The organism is Pantoea sp. X-Soil-OKNW-556, assembly GCF_059730695.1.
The window spans coordinates 822262-847219 of record NZ_AP035990.1 but is presented as its reverse complement, the minus strand read 5'-3'; the positions used below and the strand labels follow the sequence as shown (position 1 = coordinate 847219).

The 24958-nt window shown below is 54.0% G+C and carries 19 protein-coding genes; 10 read left to right on the top strand and 9 right to left on the bottom strand.

The features are described from left to right. Positions 1-76 precede the first annotated feature (76 nt). The gene (gene acnB / locus AC6I8T_RS03720; protein ID WP_021184710.1) at positions 77-2674 is read right to left on the bottom strand and encodes a bifunctional aconitate hydratase 2/2-methylisocitrate dehydratase; all 2598 of its coding nucleotides are present in this window, start codon (positions 2672-2674) and stop codon (positions 77-79) included. 341 nt (positions 2675-3015) lie between these two features. Then, complete coding sequence (locus AC6I8T_RS03715) at positions 3016-4011, bottom strand: aldo/keto reductase (protein WP_208724799.1); 996 nt, start codon at positions 4009-4011, stop codon at positions 3016-3018. A gap of 98 nt (positions 4012-4109) precedes the next feature. Here AC6I8T_RS03715 and AC6I8T_RS03710 point away from each other — a divergent pair, with 98 nt between their 5' ends. Beyond that, positions 4110-5006 (top strand): LysR family transcriptional regulator, encoded by an 897-nt coding sequence (locus tag AC6I8T_RS03710; protein WP_208724798.1) that lies wholly within the window; start codon positions 4110-4112, stop codon positions 5004-5006. An 84-nt stretch (positions 5007-5090) separates the two neighbouring features. On the opposite strand, the gene lpdA is transcribed toward AC6I8T_RS03710, so the two are convergent. From lpdA to pdhR, 4 genes are all read right to left on the bottom strand, one after another. Next, positions 5091-6515: a dihydrolipoyl dehydrogenase gene (gene lpdA / locus AC6I8T_RS03705; RefSeq protein ID WP_036626678.1), complete on the bottom strand. Its 1425-nt coding sequence runs from the start codon at positions 6513-6515 to the stop codon at positions 5091-5093. 174 nt (positions 6516-6689) lie between these two features. After that, a complete protein-coding gene (gene aceF / locus AC6I8T_RS03700) occupies positions 6690-8579 on the bottom strand; it encodes a pyruvate dehydrogenase complex dihydrolipoyllysine-residue acetyltransferase (RefSeq protein ID WP_208724797.1) in 1890 nt (629 codons plus the stop codon). Positions 8580-8593: 14 nt separating this feature from the next. After that, positions 8594-11260, bottom strand: a complete 2667-nt coding sequence (gene aceE, locus AC6I8T_RS03695; protein ID WP_208724796.1) for a pyruvate dehydrogenase (acetyl-transferring), homodimeric type — start codon at positions 11258-11260, stop codon at positions 8594-8596. 127 nt (positions 11261-11387) lie between these two features. After that, positions 11388-12152 carry a pyruvate dehydrogenase complex transcriptional repressor PdhR gene (gene pdhR / locus AC6I8T_RS03690; RefSeq protein ID WP_021184716.1) on the bottom strand — a complete coding sequence of 255 codons (765 nt, stop codon included), beginning with the start codon at positions 12150-12152 and terminating at the stop codon, positions 11388-11390. Between the two features lie 504 nt (positions 12153-12656). On the opposite strand from pdhR, the gene aroP reads away from it, so the two are divergent. The 3 genes from aroP (at position 12657) to AC6I8T_RS03675 (ending at position 16553) form a co-directional block, all read left to right on the top strand. Further along, a complete protein-coding gene (aroP, locus tag AC6I8T_RS03685) occupies positions 12657-14012 on the top strand; it encodes an aromatic amino acid transporter AroP (protein ID WP_208724795.1) in 1356 nt (451 codons plus the stop codon). A 172-nt stretch (positions 14013-14184) separates the two neighbouring features. Continuing rightward, positions 14185-15597 carry a glycoside-pentoside-hexuronide (GPH):cation symporter gene (locus AC6I8T_RS03680; protein ID WP_208724794.1) on the top strand — a complete coding sequence of 471 codons (1413 nt, stop codon included), beginning with the start codon at positions 14185-14187 and terminating at the stop codon, positions 15595-15597. Beyond that, positions 15594-16553 (top strand): glycoside hydrolase family 43 protein, encoded by a 960-nt coding sequence (locus AC6I8T_RS03675; protein ID WP_208724793.1) that lies wholly within the window; start codon positions 15594-15596, stop codon positions 16551-16553. Before AC6I8T_RS03680 ends, AC6I8T_RS03675 begins: the two co-directional genes overlap by 4 nt. Here the strand turns inward: AC6I8T_RS03675 and ampE are convergent. Together ampE and ampD are read right to left on the bottom strand one after the other, a co-directional pair. Beyond that, complete coding sequence (gene ampE / locus AC6I8T_RS03670; protein ID WP_021184720.1) at positions 16535-17389, bottom strand: beta-lactamase regulator AmpE; 855 nt, start codon at positions 17387-17389, stop codon at positions 16535-16537. The two genes, AC6I8T_RS03675 and ampE, sit on opposite strands and share 19 nt — an antisense overlap. Positions 17390-17405: 16 nt before the next feature. After that, a complete protein-coding gene (gene ampD, locus AC6I8T_RS03665; RefSeq protein ID WP_208724792.1) occupies positions 17406-17957 on the bottom strand; it encodes a 1,6-anhydro-N-acetylmuramyl-L-alanine amidase AmpD in 552 nt (183 codons plus the stop codon). 182 nt (positions 17958-18139) lie between these two features. Here ampD and nadC point away from each other — a divergent pair, with 182 nt between their 5' ends. The 4 genes from nadC to hofC all read left to right on the top strand — a co-directional run bounded on the left by nadC (position 18140) and on the right by hofC (position 22233). Then, positions 18140-19036: a carboxylating nicotinate-nucleotide diphosphorylase gene (gene nadC / locus AC6I8T_RS03660; RefSeq protein ID WP_208724791.1), complete on the top strand. Its 897-nt coding sequence runs from the start codon at positions 18140-18142 to the stop codon at positions 19034-19036. Positions 19037-19210: 174 nt separating this feature from the next. Next, positions 19211-19666: a prepilin peptidase-dependent pilin gene (gene ppdD / locus AC6I8T_RS03655; RefSeq protein ID WP_021184723.1), complete on the top strand. Its 456-nt coding sequence runs from the start codon at positions 19211-19213 to the stop codon at positions 19664-19666. Then, on the top strand, positions 19653-21041 hold the full coding sequence (gene gspE, locus AC6I8T_RS03650) for a type II secretion system protein GspE (protein ID WP_208724790.1): 1389 nt from the start codon (positions 19653-19655) through the stop codon (positions 21039-21041). Before ppdD ends, gspE begins: the two co-directional genes overlap by 14 nt. Beyond that, positions 21034-22233, top strand: coding sequence for a protein transport protein HofC (gene hofC, locus AC6I8T_RS03645; RefSeq protein ID WP_208724789.1), 1200 nt, complete (start codon positions 21034-21036; stop codon positions 22231-22233). The genes gspE and hofC overlap by 8 nt, the downstream gene beginning before the upstream one ends. A gap of 98 nt (positions 22234-22331) precedes the next feature. Here the strand turns inward: hofC and AC6I8T_RS03640 are convergent, their stop codons facing one another. Further along, positions 22332-23372 (bottom strand): GMP reductase, encoded by a 1041-nt coding sequence (locus tag AC6I8T_RS03640; RefSeq protein WP_208724788.1) that lies wholly within the window; start codon positions 23370-23372, stop codon positions 22332-22334. 229 nt (positions 23373-23601) lie between these two features. Between AC6I8T_RS03640 and coaE the strand changes: the two genes are divergently transcribed. Together coaE and zapD are read left to right on the top strand one after the other, a co-directional pair. Then, the gene (gene coaE / locus AC6I8T_RS03635) at positions 23602-24210 is read left to right on the top strand and encodes a dephospho-CoA kinase (protein WP_208724787.1); all 609 of its coding nucleotides are present in this window, start codon (positions 23602-23604) and stop codon (positions 24208-24210) included. 4 nt (positions 24211-24214) lie between these two features. Next, positions 24215-24958, top strand: coding sequence for a cell division protein ZapD (gene zapD / locus AC6I8T_RS03630; RefSeq protein ID WP_208724786.1), 744 nt, complete (start codon positions 24215-24217; stop codon positions 24956-24958).

Below are 24958 nucleotides of genomic sequence, written 5' to 3'. Positions count from 1 at the left end.
CAGGCCGCGCCAGAGGAAAAAAGCACACAAAAAAAGGGGGCGATTCTCATCGCCCCCTGATAACACCTTTTCCCAATTACAACGCGGTCTGGAAGATCACGTTGTCGGCTTTATCGGTGTACTGGTGCAGCTGATCAAAGTTGAGGTAGCGGTAAGTATCTGCCGCCGTTTTATCAACCTGAGTCATAAACTGTTGATACTCATCCGGCGTCGGCAGTTTACCCAGGAGCGAAGCGACTGCCGCCAACTCCGCAGAGGCCAGATAAACGTTCGCGCCCGTACCGAGACGGTTCGGGAAGTTACGGGTCGAGGTGGAAACCACCGTCGCACCGTCAGCCACACGCGCCTGGTTACCCATGCACAGCGAGCAACCTGGGATCTCGATACGCGCTCCGCTCTTACCGAACACGCTGTAGTAGCCCTCTTCGGTGAGCTGTGCCGCATCCATCTTGGTTGGCGGAGCCACCCACAGACGGGTCGGCAGCTGACCTTTGTGGCTATCCAGCAGCTTGCCCGCCGCACGGAAGTGGCCAATGTTGGTCATGCAAGAACCGATAAACACTTCATCGATCTTCTCGCCCTGCACGTCAGACAGCAGACGCGCATCATCCGGATCGTTCGGTGCACACAGAATTGGCTCTTTGATTTCCGCCAGATCGATGTCGATCACCGCCGCGTATTCCGCATCCGCATCGCCTTCCAGCAGTTGCGGATCGGCCAGCCATTTTTCCATGCCTTCGACGCGGCGCTCCAGCGTACGACGATCGCCGTAGCCTTCGGAGATCATCCACTTCAGCAGCACGATGTTCGAGTTGAGGTACTCGATAATCGGCTCTTTATCCAGCTTGATGGTACAACCAGCAGCAGAACGTTCAGCGGAGGCATCGGTCAGTTCAAACGCCTGCTCCACTTTCAGTTTTGGCAGACCTTCGATTTCCAGCACGCGGCCAGAGAAGATGTTTTTCTTGCCTTTCTTCTCAACGGTCAACAGACCCTGCTTGATGGCATACAGCGGGATAGCGTGCACCAGATCGCGCAGCGTGATACCCGGCTGCATTTCGCCTTTGAAACGCACCAGTACCGATTCAGGCATATCCAGCGGCATCACACCGGTTGCCGCAGCAAACGCCACCAGACCAGAACCGGCCGGGAACGAAATACCAATCGGGAAACGGGTATGCGAGTCACCACCGGTGCCCACGGTATCCGGCAGCAGCATACGGTTCAGCCAGCTGTGAATTACGCCGTCACCTGGACGCAGCGACACACCGCCACGGTTCATAATGAAGTCTGGCAGAGTATGGTGCGTGGTCACGTCTACCGGTTTCGGGTAAGCGGCAGTATGACAGAAGGATTGCATCACCAGGTCAGCAGAGAAGCCGAGACACGCCAGGTCCTTCAGCTCATCACGGGTCATTGGACCGGTGGTGTCCTGAGAACCTACTGAAGTCATCTTCGGCTCGCAGTACGCGCCAGGACGGATACCTTCAACACCACAGGCACGGCCAACCATTTTCTGCGCCAGTGAGAAACCACGGGTGCTGGCAGCAACGTCTTTGGCTTGCAGGAACACATCGCTGTGCGGCAGACCCAGAGATTCACGGGCTTTGGCTGTCAGGCCACGACCGATAATCAGCGGAATACGGCCACCCGCGCGAACTTCATCCAGCAGGACTTCGGTTTTCAGCTCGAATTTTGCCAGCAGTTCGTCGGTGTCGTGATTACGCACTTCACCTTTATACGGGTAGACATCAATCACATCGCCCATATTCAGACGATCAACGTCCACTTCGATCGGCAGCGCGCCGGCATCTTCCATAGTGTTGAAGAAGATCGGCGCAATTTTGCCGCCAAGGCACAAACCGCCACCCTTCTTGTTCGGCACATACGGAATGTCTTCACCCATAAACCACAGCACCGAGTTGGTGGCTGACTTACGGGAAGAACCGGTTCCGACCACGTCGCCAACGTAGGTCAGCGGGAAACCTTTTTTCTGTAATGCTTCGATTTGTTTGATCGGACCAATGTTACCGGCATCATCGGGTTCGATGCCTTCACGGGCGTTCTTCAGCATCGCCAGTGCGTGCAGTGGAATATCCGGGCGAGACCATGCATCCGGTGCCGGAGAGAGGTCATCGGTGTTGGTTTCGCCGGTCACTTTGAACACGGTGGTGGTGATTTTTTCTGCCAGTTTAGGACGCTTCAGGAACCATTCTGCATCGGCCCAGGACTGGATGATTTTTTTCGCGTGTGGGTTACCCGCTTTGGCTTTCTCTTCGACATCGTAGAAGTTATCGAACATCAGCAGCGTGTGAGACAGGGCTTCTGCGGCAATCGGTGCCAGTGCTTCATCATCAAGCGATTCAATCAGCGCATGGATGTTGTAGCCACCTTGCATGGTGCCCAGCAGTTCGACTGCTTTTTCAGGAGTAACCAGAGGAGAGTGGGCTTCGCCCTTCGCGACAGCTGCCAGGAAACCGGCTTTTACATACGCCGCTTCATCAACACCCGGTGGGACACGATTGACCAACAGGTCAGTAAGGAATTCTTCTTCACCCGCTGGCGGGTTTTTCAGCAGTTCAACCAGCGCGGCCATTTGGGAAGCATCTAACGGCTTAGGTACGATTCCCTGGGCAGCACGCTCGGCAACGTGCTTACGGTATTCTTCTAGCACGACGTTCTCCTCGCTCTCATTGTATAGCTTTCCGGTGCACCCTTTAACGCAGTCCAACAGTAGGGTGAGGTGCCCGGTTCCGCGTCGGCCAGCATAGCAGCATTTCGGCTGATTGTTAATCTGTTTACAAAAAAGCAACATCCTTTCGTTAAGCAGCAGATTTCGCTGCACAGAGGACACATCACAAAAAAAGCAGGCAAACGTATTGCTCCGTAGCGGCGCGATTTATCACGCAATAACAGCAGCGATGCCGGGAAAACTCGCGCGGTAAATCGCGCCGCTACGAATGGTGCCTTAGCAGGCAGCAAGTGCCTGTTAAGTTGAGCATTTTTCAGGGCACCTTAACGATCAACCAGCACAAATTCTGTGGCGTTATAACGCTCACCCTGGATATGTTGCGGATCGAACAGCGTATCCAGGGTGCTGATATCGGCGCTGCGCAATGGCAGCGTGGCGGCGGCACAGTTTTGTTCCAGATGCACGATTTTGCTGGCGCCAGGAATCGGGACAATAAACTCCCCTTTTGCCAGCACCCAAGCCAGCGCCAGCTGTGCAGGCGCGGCATCATAACCTGTAGCCATCTCTGTCAACTGATTCACTAACTTCTGGTTATGCGCCTGAGCATCCTGCTGGAAGCGTGGCAGGTTACGCCGGAAATCATCCTCTGCCAGCGCTTCCCCCGCTGGGAATTGTCCTGTCAGGAACCCCCGACCTAATGGGCTGTAAGGCACAAAGCCTATATTCAGCTCGCGGCAGGTGGCGAGGATTTCTTGCTCCGGGTCACGCGTCCATAAGGAGTATTCACTTTGCAACGCCGAGATAGGGTGTACCGCATTGGCGCGCCGCAAGGTGGCGGAGGAGACTTCCGACAAGCCGAGGTATTTGACTTTACCTTCACGCACCAGATCGGCCATCACGCCCACCACGTCTTCAATCGGTACCGCAGGATCAAGACGATGTTGATAGAGAAGATCGATGCTCTCTACACCGAGACGTTGCAGCGAGCCTTCTACCGCACGGCGAATATGCGCCGGGTCGCTGTTCACGCCAGTAACGCGCTCCCAGCCTTCCCCCTGTTCGTTGATACGGAAACCAAATTTGGTGGCAATTTTAATGTCTTTGCGCCCTTGCAACGCTTTTGCCAGCAAGGTTTCATTGGTAAAAGGGCCATAAACCTCGGCGGTATCAAGAAAATTGACACCCAGTTCAAAGGCGCGTGCCAGGGTATTCAACGCTTGCTTCTCATCATTCTGGCCATAGGCAAATGACATGCCCATGCAGCCCAATCCCAATGCTGAAACCTGTAATCCCTGATTGCCTAATTGACGCTGTTGCATTGTTTCATCCTCGTTGCTGTCAGTGTTATTGTTATAACCCTCAACAATTGCAGCAACAATTGAGGCATTCTTGCCGATTTAGTGAGTAAAACTCAGTAATGAACCCTTATCGCGCCACGCTACAGGAACTGGAGATGTTTGCCGCTATCGCGCAGCATCTGAGCTTTCGCAAAGCCGCCAGTGAACGCAATATCACCCCCTCGGCGCTCAGCCATGCGATGCGTAATTTTGAAGAGCGCCTCGGAGTACGATTGTTGAATCGCACTACGCGCAAAGTGGCCCTTACCGAAGCCGGAGATCGTTTTCTCCAGCGTATTCAACCCGCATTGCAGGACCTGGCGCAGGCGGTTGATGAACTAAACGACTGGCGCAGCGACCCGCGCGGTAGCCTGCGTATCAGCATGCCACGTTCAGCAGAAGCGCTGTTTTTCCAGTCCCTGATCCTGCCGTTTATGCAGCGCTATCCAGACATCACTCTGGAGATCGACAGCAACGATACGCTGCTGGATATTGTGGCCGCCGGTTTCGATGCCGGCGTGCGCTATGGTGCGGTGCTGGCACAGGATATGGTGGCGGTCCCCTTCGGCATCCCAATGCGCGCATTGGCCGTTGCCACCCCCGAATTCATTGCACGCTATGGCGTGCCGGGCACCCCCGCTGAACTGCTGAATTTTTCCTGTATCGAACGCCGCTTTCCCAGTGGGCGTCGTTACCGTTGGGAGTTCTGGCAGGACGGACAAAAACAGGAAGTGGCGGTAAACGGTTCGTTAGTACTCGACAATAATGAACGTATTTTGCAAGCGGCACTGGCGGGAGCAGGTATTGCCTTTCTACATCAGGGGACGGTGATGGAGGCGATCCAGCGTGGTGATCTGGTGGAAATTTTATCTGATTTTACTCAGGTGGAAGAAGGGTTCTGGCTTTATTATCCAAGTCGTAAATATCTGTCTACGCCATTGCGTTATTTCATTGACTGGCTTAAGGAAAATCGGTAACGGATTATCAAAAAAGTCGCGCCGTTACGAAATATGCCAAAAAAAACGGCTCACTCAGTGAGCCGCTTTTTTATTTTTCAGCGCTTATTTCTTTTTCGCTTTCGCGTTCGGCAGGTCGGTGATGCTACCTTCGAACACTTCCGCTGCCAGGCCCACAGACTCGTGCAGCGTCGGGTGCGCATGGATGGTCAGCGCGATATCTTCGGCATCACAACCCATCTCAATCGCCAGACCGATTTCACCCAGCAGCTCGCCGCCGTTGGTGCCGACAATGGCGCCACCAATCACACGGTGCGTTTCTTTGTCGAAAATCAGTTTGGTCATACCGTCAGCACAGTCAGAGGCGATAGCTCGGCCTGAAGCAGCCCACGGGAAGGTGGAAACTTCGTAGCTGATGCCTTTCTCTTTCGCTTCTTTCTCGGTCAGACCTACCCATGCCACTTCTGGCTCGGTGTAAGCAATTGACGGAATCACTTTCGGGTCGAAGTAATGCTTCATACCGGCGATAACTTCAGCCGCAACGTGACCTTCGTGCACGCCTTTGTGCGCCAGCATCGGCTGACCAACGATGTCACCAATCGCATAGATGTGTGGCACGTTGGTGCGCATTTGTTTGTCGACGCGGATAAAACCACGATCGTCCACTTCTACGCCCGCTTTACCGGCATCCAGACCTTTACCATTCGGCACACGGCCAATCGCCACCAGCACGGCATCGTAACGCTGTGCTTCAGACGGCGCTTTTTTGCCTTCCATGGAAACGTAAATGCCATCTTCTTTCGCGACAACGGCGGTGACTTTAGTTTCCAGCATCAGGTTGAATTTCTTGCTGATGCGTTTGGTGAACACTTTCACCACGTCTTTATCGGCCGCCGGGATAACCTGGTCAAACATCTCAACCACGTCGATCTCTGAACCCAGCGCATGGTAAACGGTACCCATCTCCAGACCGATGATACCGCCACCCATAACCAGCAGACGCTTCGGTACTTCTTTCAGTTCCAGCGCATCTGTTGAATCCCACACGCGCGGATCTTCGTGCGGAATGAACGGCAGTTCAATCGGACGAGAACCGGCAGCGATGATAGCGTTGTCGAAGTTAATGGTGGTCGCCCCACCTTCACCTTCAACCACCAGGGTGTTAGCACCGGTGAATTTACCCAGACCGTTCACCACTTTGACTTTACGGCCTTTGGCCATACCCGCCAGGCCACCGGTCAGTTGTGTGATGACTTTCTCTTTCCAGGTACGAATTTTGTTGATGTCAGTTGAAGGCTGGCCAAACACGATACCGTGTTCTTCCAGTGCTTTCGCTTCTTCAATGACTTTCGCTACGTGCAGCAGCGCTTTTGACGGGATACAGCCAACGTTCAGACAGACACCACCGAGGGTGCTGTAGCGCTCTACCAGTACGGTTTCCAGACCTAAATCAGCGCAACGGAAGGCTGCAGAGTAACCTGCAGGACCTGCCCCAAGTACCACGACTTGAGTTTTAATCTCTGTACTCATCATGACCTCTTATTAGATTTCCGGCGGTCAGACGCGAACCTGTCCCAGGCTCTGGATGCCCTTATTCCACCGGCACATTTCACCGCAAGAGTTTACAGAATTGTTAATAAACTGCCAACCGCGGTGACTCTGAATGCGTACAACAAGGCCGGCATTCGCCGGCCTTGATTAACTTCACATCACCAGACGGCGAATGTCTGACAACATGTTGTTGATGATGGTGATAAAGCGCGCACCATCAGCACCGTCAATCACGCGGTGGTCGAAGGAAAGAGAGATTGGCATCATCAGACGCGGAGCAAACTCTTTACCATTCCATACCGGCTCCATCGCCGATTTGGAGACACCGAGGATAGCCACTTCCGGCGCGTTCACGATTGGCGCAAAGTGCGTGGTGCCCAGGCCACCCAGGCTGGAGATGGTGAAACATCCACCCTGCATATCGCCCGCAGTCAGCTTACCGTCACGCGCTTTTTTCGAGATCGCCATCAGTTCACGGGACAGCTCGGTGATGCCTTTTTTGTTCACATCTTTGAACACCGGAACCACCAGACCGTTTGGCGTATCCACGGCCACACCGATGTTGATGTATTTCTTCAGCGTCAGTTTCTGACCATCTTCGGACAGTGAGCTGTTGAAACGCGGCATCTGCTCCAGCGCAGCGGCAACGGCTTTCATGATAAACACCACCGGGGTGAATTTCACATCCAGTTTACGTTTCTCTGCTTCGCTGTTCTGCTGCTTACGGAACGCTTCCAGATCGGTGATATCGGTTTTGTCGAAGTGAGTCACATGCGGGATCATGACCCAGTTACGGCTCAGGTTAGCACCGGAGATTTTCTGGATACGACCCAGCTCGACTTCTTCGATTTCACCAAACTTGCTGAAGTCCACTTTCGGCCACGGCAACATGCCAGGCAGACCGCCGCCACTCGCCGCCGCAGCCGGAGCTGCTTCAGCGCGTTTCACCGCGTCTTTCACATACGCCTGAACGTCTTCTTTCAGGATGCGACCTTTACGGCCAGTACCTTTGACTTTCGCCAGGTTGACACCGAACTCGCGCGCCAGGCGACGAATCACCGGGGTAGCATGCACGTAAGCGTCGTTCTCAGCAAAATCACTCTTCGCCTCCGCTTTGGCGGCAGCGGGTGCCGGAGCGGCCTGAGCAGCAGGTGCCGGAGCAGCTTCCTGTTTCGCCGGTGCAGCAGCAGCAGGCGCAGCGCCTTCGACTTCAAACACCATGATCAGCGAACCCGTTTTCACTTTGTCACCGGTGGAAACTTTCAGCTCTTTCACGGTGCCCGCGAACGGCGCCGGGACTTCCATTGAGGCTTTATCGCCTTCAACCACAATCAGTGACTGCTCAGCGGTAACTTTGTCGCCCACTTTGACCAGCACTTCAGTGACTTCAACTTCATCACCACCGATATCCGGTACGTTGACATCTTTCGCGCCAGCAGCAGCGGCCGGTGCCGGGGCCGCAGCAGGTTGTGCCGCCGCCGCAGGGGCTGCCGGAGCAGCAGCGCCTTGCGCTTCGAATACCATGATAAGTGAACCGGTGTTCACTTTATCGCCGGTAGCAATTTTGATCTCTTTCACTACGCCCGCGAACGGTGCCGGGACTTCCATTGAGGCTTTGTCGCCTTCAACGGTGATCAGGGACTGCTCAGCCGCAACGGTGTCGCCCACTTTAACCAGAATCTCGGTGACTTCGACTTCATCACCACCGATATCCGGCACGTTGACGTCTTTGCTGACAGCAGCGGCAGCCGCAGGTGCCGGCGCGGCATCTGCTTTCTTCTCTTCTGCCGCCGGTGCAGCAGCCGCTGCGCCTTCTGCGTCAAAGATCATGATCAGTTTACCGGTTTCGACTTTGTCGCCGGTGGCAATTTTGATCTCTTTGACTACGCCAGCCTGCGGTGATGGCACTTCCATCGAGGCTTTGTCGCCTTCCACGGTGATCAGTGACTGTTCGGCTTCAACCTTGTCACCTACCTTGACCAGGATCTCGGTGACTTCAACTTCATCTGCCCCGATATCCGGCACTTTAATTTCGATAGCCATTACTCTCTTACCTCTTAAGCCAGACGCGGGTTAACTTTATCGGCATCGATGTTGAATTTGGTGATCGCTTCCGCCACCACTTTCTTATCGATTTCGCCGCGTTTAGCCAGTTCACCCAGTGCTGCAACCACGACATACGATGCATCCACTTCGAAGTGGTGACGCAGGTTTTCACGGCTGTCTGAACGACCGAAGCCATCAGTACCCAGCACACGGTAATCGCTCGCCGGTACGTAGCTACGAACCTGTTCTGCGAACAGTTTCATGTAGTCAGTTGACGCAACGGCCGGCGCGTCATTCATCACCTGAGCGATGTAAGGCACACGCGGGGTTTCAGTCGGATGCAGCATGTTCCAGCGCTCGCAATCCTGACCATCACGCGCCAGTTCAGTGAACGAGGTCACGCTGTAGACGTCAGAACCGATACCGTAGTCTTTCGCCAGGATCTGAGCCGCTTCACGGACGTGACGCAGGATAGAACCAGAGCCAAGCAGCTGCACTTTACCTTTGCTACCTTCAACCGCTTCCAGCTTGTAGATACCCTTACGGATACCCTCTTCCGCACCCTGCGGCATCGCAGGCATGTGGTAGTTTTCGTTCAGCGTGGTGATGTAGTAGTAAATGTTTTCCTGCGCTTCGCCGTACATACGCACCAGACCATCATGCATGATGACAGCCACTTCGTAGGCATAAGACGGATCGTAAGAGATACAGTTCGGGATAGTCAGCGACTGAATATGGCTGTGACCATCTTCATGCTGCAAGCCTTCACCGTTCAGGGTGGTACGACCGGAGGTGCCGCCGACGAGGAAGCCGCGCGCCTGTTGGTCGCCTGCCAGCCACATCAGATCACCAATACGCTGGAAGCCGAACATCGAGTAATAGATGTAGAACGGAATCATTGGCAGATTGTTGGTGCTGTAAGAGGTCGCCGCCGCCAGCCAGGATGAACCTGCGCCCAGCTCGTTGATCCCTTCCTGCAAAATCTGGCCTTTTTCATCTTCTTTATAGTAAGCAACCTGCTCACGGTCCTGCGGGGTGTACTGCTGGCCGTTTGGGCTGTAGATACCAATCTGACGGAACAGACCTTCCATACCAAAGGTACGGGCTTCGTCCGCGAGGATCGGCACCAGACGATCTTTGATCGACTTGTTCTTCAGCATCACGTTCAGCGCACGCACGAAAGCGATGGTGGTAGAGATCTCTTTGCTCTGCTCTTCCAGCAGCGCGCTGAACTCTTCCAGTGCCGGCATTTCCAGCTTCTCGGTGAAGTTTGGCTGGCGAGTCGGCAGGTAGCCGCCCAGCTTCTCACGCTGACCGTGCAGGTAGTTGTACTCTTCTGAGCCTTTTTCGAAGGTCACGTACGGCAGTTTTTCGATGTTTTCATCAGCTACCGGCACATTGAAGCGATCGCGGATGTAGCGAACGCCATCCATGTTCATCTTCTTCACCTGGTGAGCGATGTTTTTACCTTCGGCGGTGTCACCCATACCATAACCTTTGATGGTATGTGCCAGAATCAGCGTCGGCTGGCCTTTGGTGTCCTGCGCTTTTTTCAGTGCCGCGTAGATTTTCTTCGGATCGTGACCACCACGGTTCAGGGCGAAGATCTCTTCGTCTGACCAGTCTTTCACCAGCGCAGCAGTCTCCGGGTATTTACCGAAGAAGTGCTCACGCACGTAGGCACCGTCGCGTGATTTGAAGGTCTGATAGTCGCCGTCAACGGTTTCGTTCATCAGCTGGATCAGTTTACCGCTGGTATCTTTCTTCAGCAGCTCATCCCAACGTGCGCCCCAGATCACTTTGATCACGTTCCAGCCAGCACCGGCAAAGATGCCTTCCAGCTCGTTGATGATCTTACCGTTACCGGTGACCGGGCCATCCAGACGTTGCAGGTTACAGTTGATGATGAACACCAGGTTGTCCAGTTTTTCACGGACAGCAATGGTGATCGCACCTTTAGATTCCGGCTCATCCATCTCACCGTCACCCAGGAAGGCGTAAACGGTCTGAGCAGAGGTGTCTTTCAGACCACGATGATCCAGATATTTCAGGAATTTCGCCTGGTAGATCGCATTCAGTGGGCCAAGGCCCATGGATACGGTCGGGAACTGCCAGAATTCCGGCATCAGTTTCGGGTGCGGATAAGAAGAAAGACCGTTGCCATGCACTTCCTGACGGAAGTTGTTCATCTGCTCTTCGGTCAGACGGCCTTCAAGGAACGCACGAGAGTAGATACCCGGAGAGATATGGCCCTGGAAGTAGACCAGATCGCCGCCATCTTTCTCGCTACGCGCACGGAAGAAGTGGTTGAAACACACTTCATAGATAGTCGCGGAAGACTGGAAGGATGAGAGGTGACCACCCAGCTCCAGATCTTTCTTCGACGCACGCAGTACCGACATGATGGCGTTCCAGCGGATTGCGGAACGGATACGACGTTCAAGCGAGGTGTTGCCCGGATAGTCCGGTTCATCTTCAACGGCAATAGAGTTGATGTAGTTGCTCACGGCAGAAGAACCTGCTGCAACTTTTACGCCGCCCTTGCGTGCAGCACTTAATACCTGGTCAATCAGATACTGCGCGCGCTCAACACCTTCTTCACGGATGACCGATTCGATCGCCTGTAGCCAGTCACGAGTTTCGATCGGATCCACGTCATTGTGTAAACGTTCTGACATGGGGTGTATTCCTTATCTGTGTCTAATACGTTGAATTGTCAGGAGCCTGTCTGCTTGTGCTTTGCTTCAGTTCACAGCACAAGAAGACAGGCCCGTCGCTTTTTATCCGCACGTTCGTTGCCGCGCGTTATTCCTTACGTTGCTGTAAACGACGCAGGGAGCGTTCACGACGACTCTGCTCCCGACTTCTATCCAGCAAGATTTCCTCAATGAACGCCAGGTGACGGTGTGATGCCTCGCGTGCTTGTTCTGGCTCACGAGCCACAATCGCCTCAAAAATACTGGCGCGGTGACCGCTCACTTTCGCCAGCATTTCCCGGCGAGCGTAGAGCAATTCAAAATTCTGACGGACGTTTTGTTCCAGCATAGGGCCCATAGAACGCAGCAAATGCAAAAGCACCACATTATGGGCCGCTTCTGTGACAGCGATCTGATACTGCATCACGGCGTCGGCTTCAGCGTCGAGATCGCCGCTGTCCTGGGCCTGCTGGATTTGAACATGGCAGTCGCGAATGCGTTGCAGATCCTCATCCGTACCACGCAACGCCGCGTAATACGCAGCAATGCCTTCCAACGCGTGGCGGGTTTCCAGCAGGTCAAACTGAGATTCCGGATGTTGGGCAAGCAGGCTGACCAGCGGGTCGCTCAGGCTTTGCCAGAGATGCTTTTGAACGAAGGTGCCGCCACCCTGACGGCGCAGCAGCAACCCTTTCGCCTCAAGGCGCTGGATCGCTTCACGAAGAGAAGGACGTGATACATCGAATTGTTTGGCGAGTTCGCGCTCGGGTAGCAGCTTCTCTCCTGGCCGCAGAGTCCCTTCCATAATCAGGGATTCCAGCTGCTGCTCAATGGCATCGGAGAGCTTTGGTTGGCGAATCTTACTGTAAGCCATCGTCCCTTCTTATTGTGACTGACGTCCGGAGTAAATTGGTAATACCAATTGCCAAAAGTTGCCGGTAAAGTAACAAAGTATTCACCTTGTGTCTATATGGCAGCCGTCACACTTCAGGGGATTATCATTGGTTAAATGCGCTAAACGGCTGGGATAAAGACAGAAATAGAGCTGCGGGACGAATTGTTAACAGAATCCGCTTTTACCAAACCTTACACAGGCTTAGCGTATCCCTTCCACACTCACCATAAGGGAAAGCTATTCGTGTTTATTACCAATTCATGTCAGAAATACCGCGTCAGCGCGGCAGTGGATGCTGCTGCTTTTCCAGGCGTCTCTTAGCACAAAAAGCAAAAGCAGGTGCAAAGCGTCGCGCTTATCACTATTCTGGTCGCCAAGGTAGCTCACGTATGCACACAGCACGCCAGATACCGTAAATAAATGAGTACGTTATGTAAAAATAGCCTTACATTGGGCGAAAAATAACAACATCACGAGGTTCGTATGGAACAACAGCATGGCGACACGCTGCACCGCGGCTTGAAAAATCGCCATATTCAGCTGATTGCGCTGGGTGGTGCCGTAGGTACTGGTCTGTTTCTGGGTAGCGCTTCAGTCATCAAATCTGCCGGCCCGGCCGTTATTCTGGGCTATGCAATTGCCGGATTTATTGCCTTTCTGATTATGCGCCAATTGGGCGAAATGGTAGTGGAAGAGCCGGTTGCCGGTAGCTTCAGCCATTTTGCCTACAAATATTGGGGCAACTTCGCCGGTTTTGCCTCTGGCTGGAACTACTGGGTGTTGTATGTACTGGTTGCCATGGCCGAGTTAACCGCCGTGGGTAAATATATCCAGTTCTGGTGGCCCGACTTCCCCACCTGGGCAACCGCCGCCATCTTCTTTGTCGCGATTAACGCCATCAACCTGACCAACGTGAAAGTGTTTGGTGAGATGGAGTTCTGGTTTGCCATCATCAAAGTCGTTGCGGTCATTGGTATGATCCTGTTTGGCGGTTGGCTGCTGTTCAGCGGCAATGGCGGCCCGCAGGCGACCGTCAGCAACCTGTGGAACCAGGGCGGCTTCCTGCCGAATGGCTTTGGTGGGTTGGTGATGATGATGGCGATCATTATGTTCTCGTTTGGCGGTCTGGAGCTGGTGGGGATCACCGCTGCGGAAGCCGACAACCCGGAGCAAAGCATCCCTAAAGCGACCAACCAGGTGCTGTGGCGTATTCTGATTTTCTATATCGGCTCACTGGCGGTGCTGCTGTCGCTGCTGCCGTGGACTCGCGTCACCGCTGATACCAGCCCGTTTGTACTGATTTTCCACGAACTGGGTGATGCGCTGGTGGCGAATGCACTCAACGTGGTGATCCTGACGGCGGCACTGTCGGTGTATAACAGCTGCGTTTACTGTAACAGCCGCATGTTGTTCGGCCTGGCGCAGCAGGGCAATGCCCCGAAAGCCCTGTTGAAAGTCGATAAACGCGGTGTACCGGTGGCAACCATTCTGGTGTCTGCGGTAGCAACTGCCCTCTGCGTGCTGATTAACTACCTGATGCCTGGCGAAGCCTTCGGCCTGTTGATGTCCCTGGTGGTTTCGGCGCTGGTGATTAACTGGGCGATGATCAGCCTCGCTCACCTGAAATTCCGTAAGAAGAAAGACCAGCAGGGCGTTACCACGCGTTTCCGCGCCATCCTTTACCCGCTGGGTAACTGGATCTGCCTGGTGTTCCTCGCCGGTATTCTGGTGATTATGGCGATTACTCCCGGCATGGCGATTTCTGTCTGGCTGATTCCGGTTTGGCTGGTAGTACTGGCTATCGGCTACGCGATTAAAAACAAAGCGCAGCAAGCGTAAATCTGCCCACTCTGCCCGCCCTTGATCGGCGGGCAGAGATCTTCCTTCTTTAGATCTTCCTCACACTTTTTTCCGCCCAGGTGTTTTGTCCATCATCCTGACCAAATGGTCCCCGCCAGATTGCTGATTTTCCGCTAATAATTTTCCCACTGGTTATTACTGGAGAACAACAATGAAAGGAACCGCGCTCTCATTTCGGGAAAAGCTGGGATACGGCATGGGCGATGCCGGATGTAACATGATTGGCGGGGCCATCATGCTCTTCCTTAACTATTTCTATACCGATGTGTTTGGCCTCGCACCGGCGCTGGTCGGCACCTTATTGCTTTCCGTGCGGGTACTGGATGCGGTGACAGACCCGATTATGGGTGCCATTGCCGATCGCACGCAAAGCCGCTGGGGCCGTTTCCGCCCCTGGCTGCTGTGGATCTCCGTCCCTTATGTTCTGTTTAGCGTGTTGATGTTCACCACTCCGGACTGGAGCTATGAAAACAAGGTCATCTGGGCCTTTGTTACTTACTTTTTGATGTCATTAACCTACACCGCCATCAATATTCCTTACTGCTCGCTGGGTGGCGTCATCACGAATGATCCGGGTGAACGCGTCTCCTGCCAGTCATACCGTTTTGTCATGGTCGGGGTTGCCACATTGATTTTGTCCCTGTCGCTGTTGCCAATGGCCGAGTGGTTTGGCGGCGACAACAAAGCGCGTGGTTATCAGATGGCGATGAGCGTGCTGGCACTGATTGGCCTGGCGATGTTTCTGTTCTGCTTTGCCACAGTACGTGAGCGTATTCGCCCGGCGGTACCGACCAATGATGATTTGAAAAACGACCTGCGTGACGTGTGGAAAAATGACCAGTGGGTACGCATTCTGCTGCTGACATTCTGCAACGTCTGCCCGGGTTTTATCCGCATGGCCGCTACCATGTATTACGTCACCTGGGTAATGGGTCAGTCGACCCATTTTGCCACCTTATTTATCAGCCTGGGCGTCATTGGCATGATGCTGGGCAGCACGCTGGCAAAAGTGCTGACCGATCGCTGGTGCAAATTAAAAGTGTTTTTCTGGACGAACATCGCCCTGGCGCTGTTTTCCTCTGGTTTCTACTGGATCAACCCGCATGCCACTCTGAGCGTGGTGATCGCCTACTTCCTGCTGAATATCCTGCATCAAATTCCTTCACCGCTGCACTGGTCGCTGATGGCCGATGTTGATGATTATGGCGAGTGGAAAACCGGCAAACGCATTACCGGCATGAGCTTCTCTGGCAACCTGTTTTTCCTCAAAGTCGGTCTGGCCGTCGCCGGGGCGATGGTCGGTTTCCTGCTCTCCATCTATGGCTATGATGCCGGGGCGAAACAACAATCAGACCAGGCAATCAACGGCATTATGCTGCTATTCACCGTTATTCCTGGCGTTGGTTATCTGATCACCGCCGGTGTCGTCCGTCTGCTGAAAGTGGATCGAAAATTGATGCGTACCATTCAGGACGATCTGGCGTTGCGCCGCGCGAACTTTCGCGATCTGCAAACATCACGTCCCTCCTCTGCCGCCGTTATCGAACCCGGAGAAATTAAATGAGTCATTCCTGGCCTAATCCCTTTATCACGCAACGTGCTGATCCTTTTATTCTCCGTCATGACAACGGGTATTACTTTGTCGCGTCAGTGCCTGAATATGATCGTCTGGAAATACGTTATGCAGCCACGCTGGCAGCACTGCCCGAGGCTGAACCGGTTGTGGTTTGGCACAAACCGGACACGGGACCGTTTAGTGCACTGATTTGGGCACCCGAGCTGCATCATATCAACGGCCAGTGGGTGATCTATTTTGCTGCTGCCCCCACGCGTGAAATTAAAGATGGCTTGTTCCAGCACCGCATGTACGCGTTGGTTTGTAGCGATGTTGACCCGCTGACCGGCCACTGGCAGCCGGTGCGTCGGGTGCATACGCCGTTAGACAGCTTCTCACTCGACGCTACGCATTTTGTTCATCAGGGAAGAAACTGGTATCTGTGGGCGCAGAAAGATCCCGCTATCCCAGGTAACTCGAATCTTTATCTCGCTGAATTGCTTAATCCCTGGACGCTGAAAGGCACGCCACAGATGCTGAGCCGCCCGGAGTATGAATGGGAATGCGCCGGATTTAGCGTGAACGAAGGTCCGGCGGTGATTCGTCATGGTAAGCGGTTGTTTGTCACCTACTCCGCCAGCGCGACGGATGAAAACTATTGTCTGGGAATTCTCAGCATTGATGCGGATGCCGACCCACTGCAAGCAGCCGCGTGGCAAAAATCAGCGCGCCCGGTCTTCAACACCAGTTGGGACAATCATCAATACGGACCAGGCCACAATAGCTTTACCGTCGACGAACAAGGGAAGGATGTACTGGTTTATCACGCGCGTAACTACACGGAAATTGAGGGCGATCCGTTATGGGATCCTAATCGCCATACGCGGTTGAAATACTTTGCCTGGCGTGAGGACGGCACACCGGATTTTGGTGTGCCGCCCGCCGATCACACCAGCGTACCGTAGATGGTCAACAGCGCTACCACCACCACCAGCACCAGGGAAATGCGTTTTGCCAGCGCAACAGCCACGCGCGGGGTTTCCACTTTATCAACATGGGGATCCCGCGCCAGGGAGAACTGCGCCAGACTGGTCAACACCTGATATTGCGAGCGATGCCAGTCAGTCAGCGAGGCGAACCAGGCGGGCAACGCTCGCTCACCATGCCCCAGTAACGCGTAGGCAACGCCTGCAAGACGTACCGGAATCCAGTCCAGCAGATGTAGAATGCGGTCAACACCTGATTGCGCGCGTTCCAGCGGAGTATGATGCTTTGCCAGCCAGCTTTGCCAGGCTCGCAGAAAGGCGTAGCCCACCAGCAGCACTGGCCCGTAAGGACCGCCCACCACGAACCAGAACAGCGGGGCCAGATAAAATCGGAAGTTAATCCAGATCAGCGCGTTCTGAAGCTCACGCAGAAATTCGCGCTCGCTGCACTCAACCGGCACCCCGTGAATCAGCGTCAGCTCTGCCGCCATCGCCTGATGCGCCGCCTGGTCATCGTGACTCGCCGCTTTCAGATAAGTGTGATAATGCAGGCGTACCGAACCTGCGCCAATACACAGCAATCCCACGACAATCCAGAACAACAGCTGCACCACACCAAAAAGCAACCCTTTCAGGCTCCAGACCAGCAGCCAGACAATCAGCATGGCGATAATCGTCATCACCAGAGTGCGAAGCAGCGAAAAATGCCGACGACCACGAAACAATGGCTCCAGCCGATGATCCAGCTGCCAGTGCTCACCCAGCTTAAACAATCGTTCCCAACCTAAAACCAATAACAAGCTAAACAACGTCATACCTGCTCCTGCTGATTCAGGGATTCTCCCGCTTTAAGGCATGTTTATAGCGTACCCAGTCAAATGCCGGTCCCGGATCGGTTTTACGTTCCGGCGCAATATCACTGTGTCCGGTGATACGTTCCGCTGTCAGCGGATAGTGTTGCATCAATAGCTCGGTTACCTGTGCCAGCGTCGCATACTGTGCATCGGTATAGGGCAGAATATCGGTGCCTTCCAGCTCTATCCCCATCGAAAAATCATTACAATTTTCCCGACCGTCAAACTGCGATGCCCCCGCATGCCAGGCTCGCTGGTCAAAGGAAACATACTGCACCAGTTCACCGTCGCGCCGGATCAGACAGTGCGCAGCCACACGTAAATGGGCAATATCGGCAAAATAAGGATGCGCATCCGCAGGCAGAGTCCCCGTGAACAGACGATCAATCCACGGGCCGCCAAATTCGCCGGGCGGCAAACTGATATTGTGAATAATCAGCACCGAAGGTATTTCATTTTCCGGCCGCTGATTGAAGTGCGGTGAAAGCACCTTACGCGCACTGCTAATCCAGCCATCTTCCAGTTTCATGCCGTTTTCCCTACGTTGAGGTCAGGCTGAGAATAACATGATTCTTTCCGGGAGCTTGTGAGTTAATGCGAAAGGCAGAGGAAGTTAAGGATACTAAACATTTCATCGCCATGAACTGGCATTGACGCAAAAATCAGGCTAAGGTGTGCGCTCATTCTCTCGTCATCTGGAGCAGAAATAGTATGGCATCGCGTCGTTACGATCCCGATCATCGTCGTCAGGCATTGATCAGGCGCATTGAGCAGGACATCCCGGAAGCCGTTGCCGCTGCACTTCGGGAAGACTTAGGCGGCGAAGTGAATGCCGATCGTGACATCACAGCGCTATTGCTCCCGGCAGACAAACAAGCCGAAGCCAAAATCATCACACGCGAAGCCGGTGTTTTCTGTGGTAAACGCTGGGTGGAAGAGGTCTTCATCCAACTGGGTAATAAAATCACCATCACCTGGCATGTTGAAGATGGGCAAACCCTGACCGCTGACCAGTTGTTGTTTGAACTCCAGGGTCCGGCACGTCTGCTGTTGACGGCGGAACGCACCGCGCTGAATTTTGTACAAACGCTCTCTGGTGTGGCAACCGAAGTCAGTCATTATGTGGCCTTGCTGGCAGGTAGCAATACGCAGTTACTGGATACACGAAAAACCTTACCGGGGCTGCGAACCGCCCTTAAATATGCCGTGCTCTGCGGGGGCGGTAGTAATCATCGTCTCGGTCTGTCTGACGCCTTTCTGATTAAAGAGAACCATATTATCGCCAGTGGCTCGGTGCGCCAGGCCGTGGAGAAAGCGTTGTGGCTGCACCCTGATGTGCCGGTCGAGGTCGAAGTTGAAACGCTGAATGAGCTGCGGGATGCGCTGGATGCGGGTGCCGACATCGTGATGCTCGATAACTTCAGTCTCGAGATGATGCGTGACGCTGTGGTGCTGACACAAAAGCGCGCATTACTCGAAGTGTCCGGCAACGTGACAGAAACGACACTGCCGCAAATTGCGCAAACCGGGGTAGATTATGTCTCGGTAGGAGCGTTAACCAAACACGTACGCGCACTTGATCTCTCCATGCGTTTTCGCGAAACCTGATAGTCCCGTCGCGGTGCGCTGCACCGCGAATCTGCGAGGTTGCTTCCAGTTCCCTGTTCAGCAGACTGCAAATGCGGATCTTTTCTGCGTAACGTTTCCAGCCGTTTGATTTCATCGCTTTTTCTTTCCTGCCCCCTTTTTTACCGTGACGGCTCCACAACAAGGAGCCTGCTTATGGAACGACAACGTGGTTTTACCCTCATCGAATTAATGATTGTGATCGGCATTGTGGCCATCCTTAGCGCAATCGGTGTTCCGGCTTATCAAAATTATCTACAACGCGCCGCTCTGACGGATATGTTACAGACGATGGTGCCTTACAAGACGGCGGTGGAACTTTGTGCCATTGAACGTGGTGGCCCTGCTCAATGCCAGGCAGGTGATCGGGGGATACCGGCAGCCAAAGGTTCGCGTTATGTCGCGACACTTGCCGTCATCAACGGTGTCATCACGCTGACCGGGCAGGAAAGCCTGTCAGGATTAACGGTGGAGATGCAACCGGTGTGGAACAGCACCGATGGCACGCTTGACTGGCAACGTAGCTGTAACAGCGACAACAGCACCCTGCGCGAAAACTGCCTGGAACAGTTCCGCTTTGCTGACAAAGGTGGACGTCATGGAGAAGCCTGATGACATGCTCAAGACGCTGTGTCGGCGTCATAACGCGATAATCCTGCATCATGATGACACTTTGCTGCGCGTGGCTGTGTCCGGTACACCTGAACCGGCGCTGCTGGAGGCACTGCAATTTGCCAGTCAGTGCAAAGTCGAGGTGGAGTGCTGGCCAGCCGCCCGAATCGAGCAGCAACTCCACGAGCCGGGGCGTTCTGAGGTGCCCAAAGAACAGGCTGCGGTGGAGTCTGCCATCAACGCAGTGGAGTATATTCTGCGCCAGGCATTACAACGTCGTGCATCCGATGTCCATTTTGAGCCACAGCATCACGCGTTGCGTGTTCGGCTGCGTATTGATGGTGTCCTGCACAAGCTGGCGCAATTACCCGATGCTCAACCCGCTGCGGTGCTGGCCCGGCTGAAAATTCTCGGCGGGCTGGATATTGCTGAACGACGGTTGCCGCAGGATGGGCAATTTACCCTGGAACTGGAAGGGAAGCAGGCCGCCTTTCGTCTCTCCACCTTACCCATCAGCCACGGAGAGAAAGCGGTTGTACGTTTAATGCAGAGCGAAAATAGCGCGATTGCGCTGGATAAACTCGGCATGCCGACCAGCCAGTTGCGTCAGTTCAGCACGGCACTGGCGAAACCACAGGGGTTGATTCTGGTAACCGGTCCAACCGGTAGCGGCAAAACCTTCACCCTTTACAGCGGATTGAGTGCACTCAATGTGCCGGAAAAAAACGTCTGTAGTGTTGAAGATCCGGTGGAAATTCCGCTTGAAGGTATCAACCAGACACAAATTCAGCCCCGCAGTGGGCTGGATTTTAATCTGGTGTTGCGCGCCTTATTGCGCCAGGACCCGGACATCATCATGGTGGGTGAAATACGTGATGCGGAGACGGCGGGGATTGCCGTCAAAGCCGCGCAAACCGGTCATCTGGTCCTCTCTACGCTGCATACCAACTCAACCGCTGAAACCCTGACGCGGCTACGGCAAATGGGGATCCCCGGCTATCTGCTAGGTCCGGCGCTGCAACTGATTGTTGCACAACGGCTGGTAAGACGCCTGTGTATACATTGCCGCCAACCGGGGCAGGCAATTGCTCACCTGCCCCCCGAATTATGGCCGGGAACGCTTCAGACCTGGCGGGCTCCGGGGTGCGACCACTGTTTTTCTGGCTACTATGGGCGGTTGGCACTTTTCGAACTCCTGCCCATGACCGCCAAATTGCAGAACGCCATCTCTGCTGATATGCCATTGGAGCATCTGCTCTCACTGGCAAATCAACAGGGAATGAAAACGCTGGTCGCCGCCGGACTGGAAGCGGTCAGTCGAGGGGAAACCTCACTGGAAGAGATGCAACGCGTGGTTGGATTGGGCAATGGCTAATCTCTATCATTTTCGCTGGCAGGCACTGGATAGCGCGGGTTTACTGCAAAACGGTGAATCATTAATCTCCACCCCGGATGCACTGCTGCACCAGTTGGCGGATCGTGGAATGATGGCCGTGAGTTGGAAACGGGGGAAGTGCTGGCGTGCGCGCGACTGGAAGTGGCAGCAAAAAAGCAACCTCATCCAACAACTTGCCACGCTGCTCAAGGCAGGACTTCCTCTGGCAGAAAGCCTGGCTCTGCTTGCCGAAGGACATCCCGATATCGGCTGGCGTACATTACTCAGAGGGTTGCAGCAACGGGTGCTTGCAGGAGTACCCTTTTCCCAGGCATTACGCGACTGGCCGCAAATTTTCCCGCCGTTGTTTCCGGCATTAATGCAGGTGGGAGAACTTACCGGGCAATTAGACGAATGTTGCCGCCAACTGGCGCAGCAGCAAACCGGCCAACAGCTTTTGCGTCAGAAAGTGGTCAAGGCACTGCGCTATCCATTGTTCATAATGTTGGTCGCGATAGCAGTGAGTGCTGGCATGCTGCTATTTGTCTTGCCGGAATTTGTCTCGGTGTACGCCAGCTTCGATGCACCACTCCCGGCACTCACTGCCGGTGTGATGGCATTATCAGCCTTGCTACAGGCGGTTGCTTTACCGTTACTGTTGACCTGCGGAGCCGTTGCCATTCTGGTTCAACAATTTTATCGACGCTCTCCCGGCTGGCAGCGTCAATGCCAGCTTTGGTTATTACGGCTGCCATTGCTGGCACCGCTATGGCGCGGCAGCCAACTCACGCAAATTTATGACATTCTGCAACTGACACAGCGGGCCGGCCTGACCTTGCTGCAAAGTTTGCAAGCGGTTGAAGTCACACTGGCTGCCCGACTCTGGCGTGAGGCTATCGGGGAATTGCAGCAACATATTGCCGCTGGCGCACCCTTGCATCAGGCTCTGCTACAACATCAATTGTTCACTCCCCTGTGTGCCCAACTCATTAAAGTGGGTGAAGAGGTGGGTGCTTTAGATGTCATGCTGTCACGCCTGGCGGAATGGCATCGGCAGAATACGCTGAGCCGCGCAGAGTCTCTGGCCGCAGCACTTGAGCCCATGATGATGGTCGTTATTGGCGGCATCGTGGGGACACTGGTGATTGCGATGTATCTGCCGGTATTTGGCCTGGGTGATGCTATTCGCTGATGGGTGTGCATTTTTATTCGCAGCGGCTTGATTATTCGCGCAATTTCGTACACGAAGTCAGAAAAGGTCGCGCGATAAATCGCGCCGCTACCGGTGAATCAGCGAGTAAACACCCGATTTTCCTGTTCCGCCACCCGAATAAAAGTGGTGCGTTTGGTCAGCTCTTTGAGTCTTTCCGCCCCAACATAAGTACATGCCGATCGCAGGCCACCGAGGATATCTTTAATCGTGTCGTCAACCGGACCACGCAGCGGCAGCCGAACGGTTTTGCCCTCTGCCGCACGGTACTGCGCAACACCACCAACATGGCGCTTCATGGCTGATTCTGAACTCATGCCATAAAACAGCATAAATTGCTCGCCCTGCTCCTCAACGATAGTGCCTTCACACTCATCATGTGCCGCCAGCATACCGCCAAGCATGACAAAATCGGCTCCGCCACCAAAGGCTTTGGCGATATCACCCGGTACGGCACAACCGCCATCACTGACGATCTGCCCCCCCAGCCCATGAGCAGCATCTGCACATTCAATCACGGCTGAAAGCTGCGGATAACCCACCCCAGTTTTCACGCGTGTGGTGCAGACTGAGCCGGGACCAATACCCACTTTTACGATATCCGCACCAGACAAAATCAGTTCTTCCACCATTTCCCCGGTGACCACATTACCGGCACAAATCGTTTTATCCGGGAAACTCTCGCGCGCACGTTGCAGGAACGCGACAAAGTGCTCGGAATAACCATTAGCAACATCGATGCAGATAAAGTTAAGTTGAGGTGAAAGCGCCAGAACGGCACTGAGTTTGCTGAAGTCTGCTTCTGACGTACCGGTAGACACCATTACATGCCCCAGCACAGATGTGGGCACGCGCTGAATAAACGCCTGCCAGTCTTCGACGCTGTAGTGTTTGTGCACGGCGGTCAGCACGCCAAATCCTGCCAGCGCTTCTGCCATAGTGAAAGTACCGACCGTATCCATATTAGCGGCGATAACCGGTACGCCAGTCCAGCTTAGAGCAGAGTGTTTAAAGGTAAAAGTACGCTCGAGTTCAACATCAGAACGGCTTTTGAGAGTGGAACGTTTAGGGCGGATCAGTACGTCTTTAAAGCCCAGTTTTACATCTTCTTCAATACGCATAACGGGTGTCCTGGTTAGTGGCATCGAACCTCAGTTCGGGTAGCGCTCACGGCTCCAGTGTCGTTATCATACGCGCCATTCGTTCTGCGACAAGACTGCGAATTTCACTTTATTTAAGCTACAATCCGTTAAATTTAGCTGAGAAAATCGATTGTGATCCTGCTCTCATCTTGCCTTAAGTTTTACGCAGGTTGTGGCAGCATGACGGTGCAGATTCCAGGAAAACGCTATGCCTTTTACCGTTGCGCTAACGGGTGGCATTGGCAGTGGTAAATCCACCATCGCCAATGCCTTCGCGGCGCTGGGTGCCGAGATCATCGACGCCGACTCCATTGCCAGAGAAGTAGTTGAACCGGGTACGCCAGCATTGCAGGCGATCGTTAAACGTCATGGCGAATCGATCCTGACGGCAGAAGGCACGCTTTATCGTGCACGGTTGCGCGAAATTATTTTTCAGCAGCCGCAGGAAAAAAACTGGCTGAACCAATTGTTGCATCCATTAATTAATGCGCGAACTCAGCAGTTAAAGGCACTCACTACCTCACCTTATGTGCTGTGGGTAGTGCCGTTGCTGGTGGAAAACGGCCTGCAACATCAGGCCAATCGCGTGCTGGTGGTGGATGTGGATGAGGCAACCCAATTGCAGCGTACGCAACAACGCGACGGGATATCCCTCGCGCAAGCCCAAAATATTCTTGCCGCGCAGGCCAGCCGACAACAGCGCCTGGCCGTCGCGGATGACATCATCGATAATAGCGGCACGCCTGATGATGCGCTGCCGCGTGTTGCTGAACTTCACCAGCGCTACTTGCGTCTGGCCGCAGCAGAACAGGATTAACATCATGAGTACAGTCGTTCTGTTTGAACATCCCCTGAATGAGAAAATGCGTACCTGGTTACGCGTCGAATTTCTGCTTAACCAATTGCACGAAACCATCCCCGTCTCCAGTTCCGTTTCCGCGCTGGGTGTCTTCCGCATTCTTGCCGATTTGCTGGACATCTTTGAACGGGGTGACATGCGCACTGAACTGCTGAAAGAACAGGAACGCCAGCAGCAAAAGTTGCGCGCCTGGCTCGATGTCCCGGGAGTGGATCTGCAACGAGTGCAGACGTTAAGTAAGCAGCTAAAACAGCAATCGAGTGAGCTGTTACAGGCACCACGTATGGGCCAGCAATTACGTGAAGATCGCCTGATCGGGCTGGTTCGTCAGCGCCTGAGCATTCCTGGTGGTTGCTGTAGTTTTGATTTGCCCGGCCTGCATATCTGGTTGCATCTCGAACAACCGATGCGTGATGCGCAAGTCAACGCCTGGCTGGAATCGCTTAATCCACTGCGTAACAGCCTTGCGATGATCCTTGATTTAGTTCGCCAATCGGGTGTGTTTCGCAATCAAACCAGCCTGAACGGGTTTTATCAGGATAACGCCGAAGGTGCTGATTTGTTGCGGTTGCAACTCACACTGGAAGATGCCTTATATCCGCAAGTCTCCGGCCATAAGAGCCGTTATGCCATTCGCTTCCTGCCGCTGGACAGTGAACGTGGTGAAGTACCCGAACGACTTAACTTTGAACTGGCCTGTTGTTAG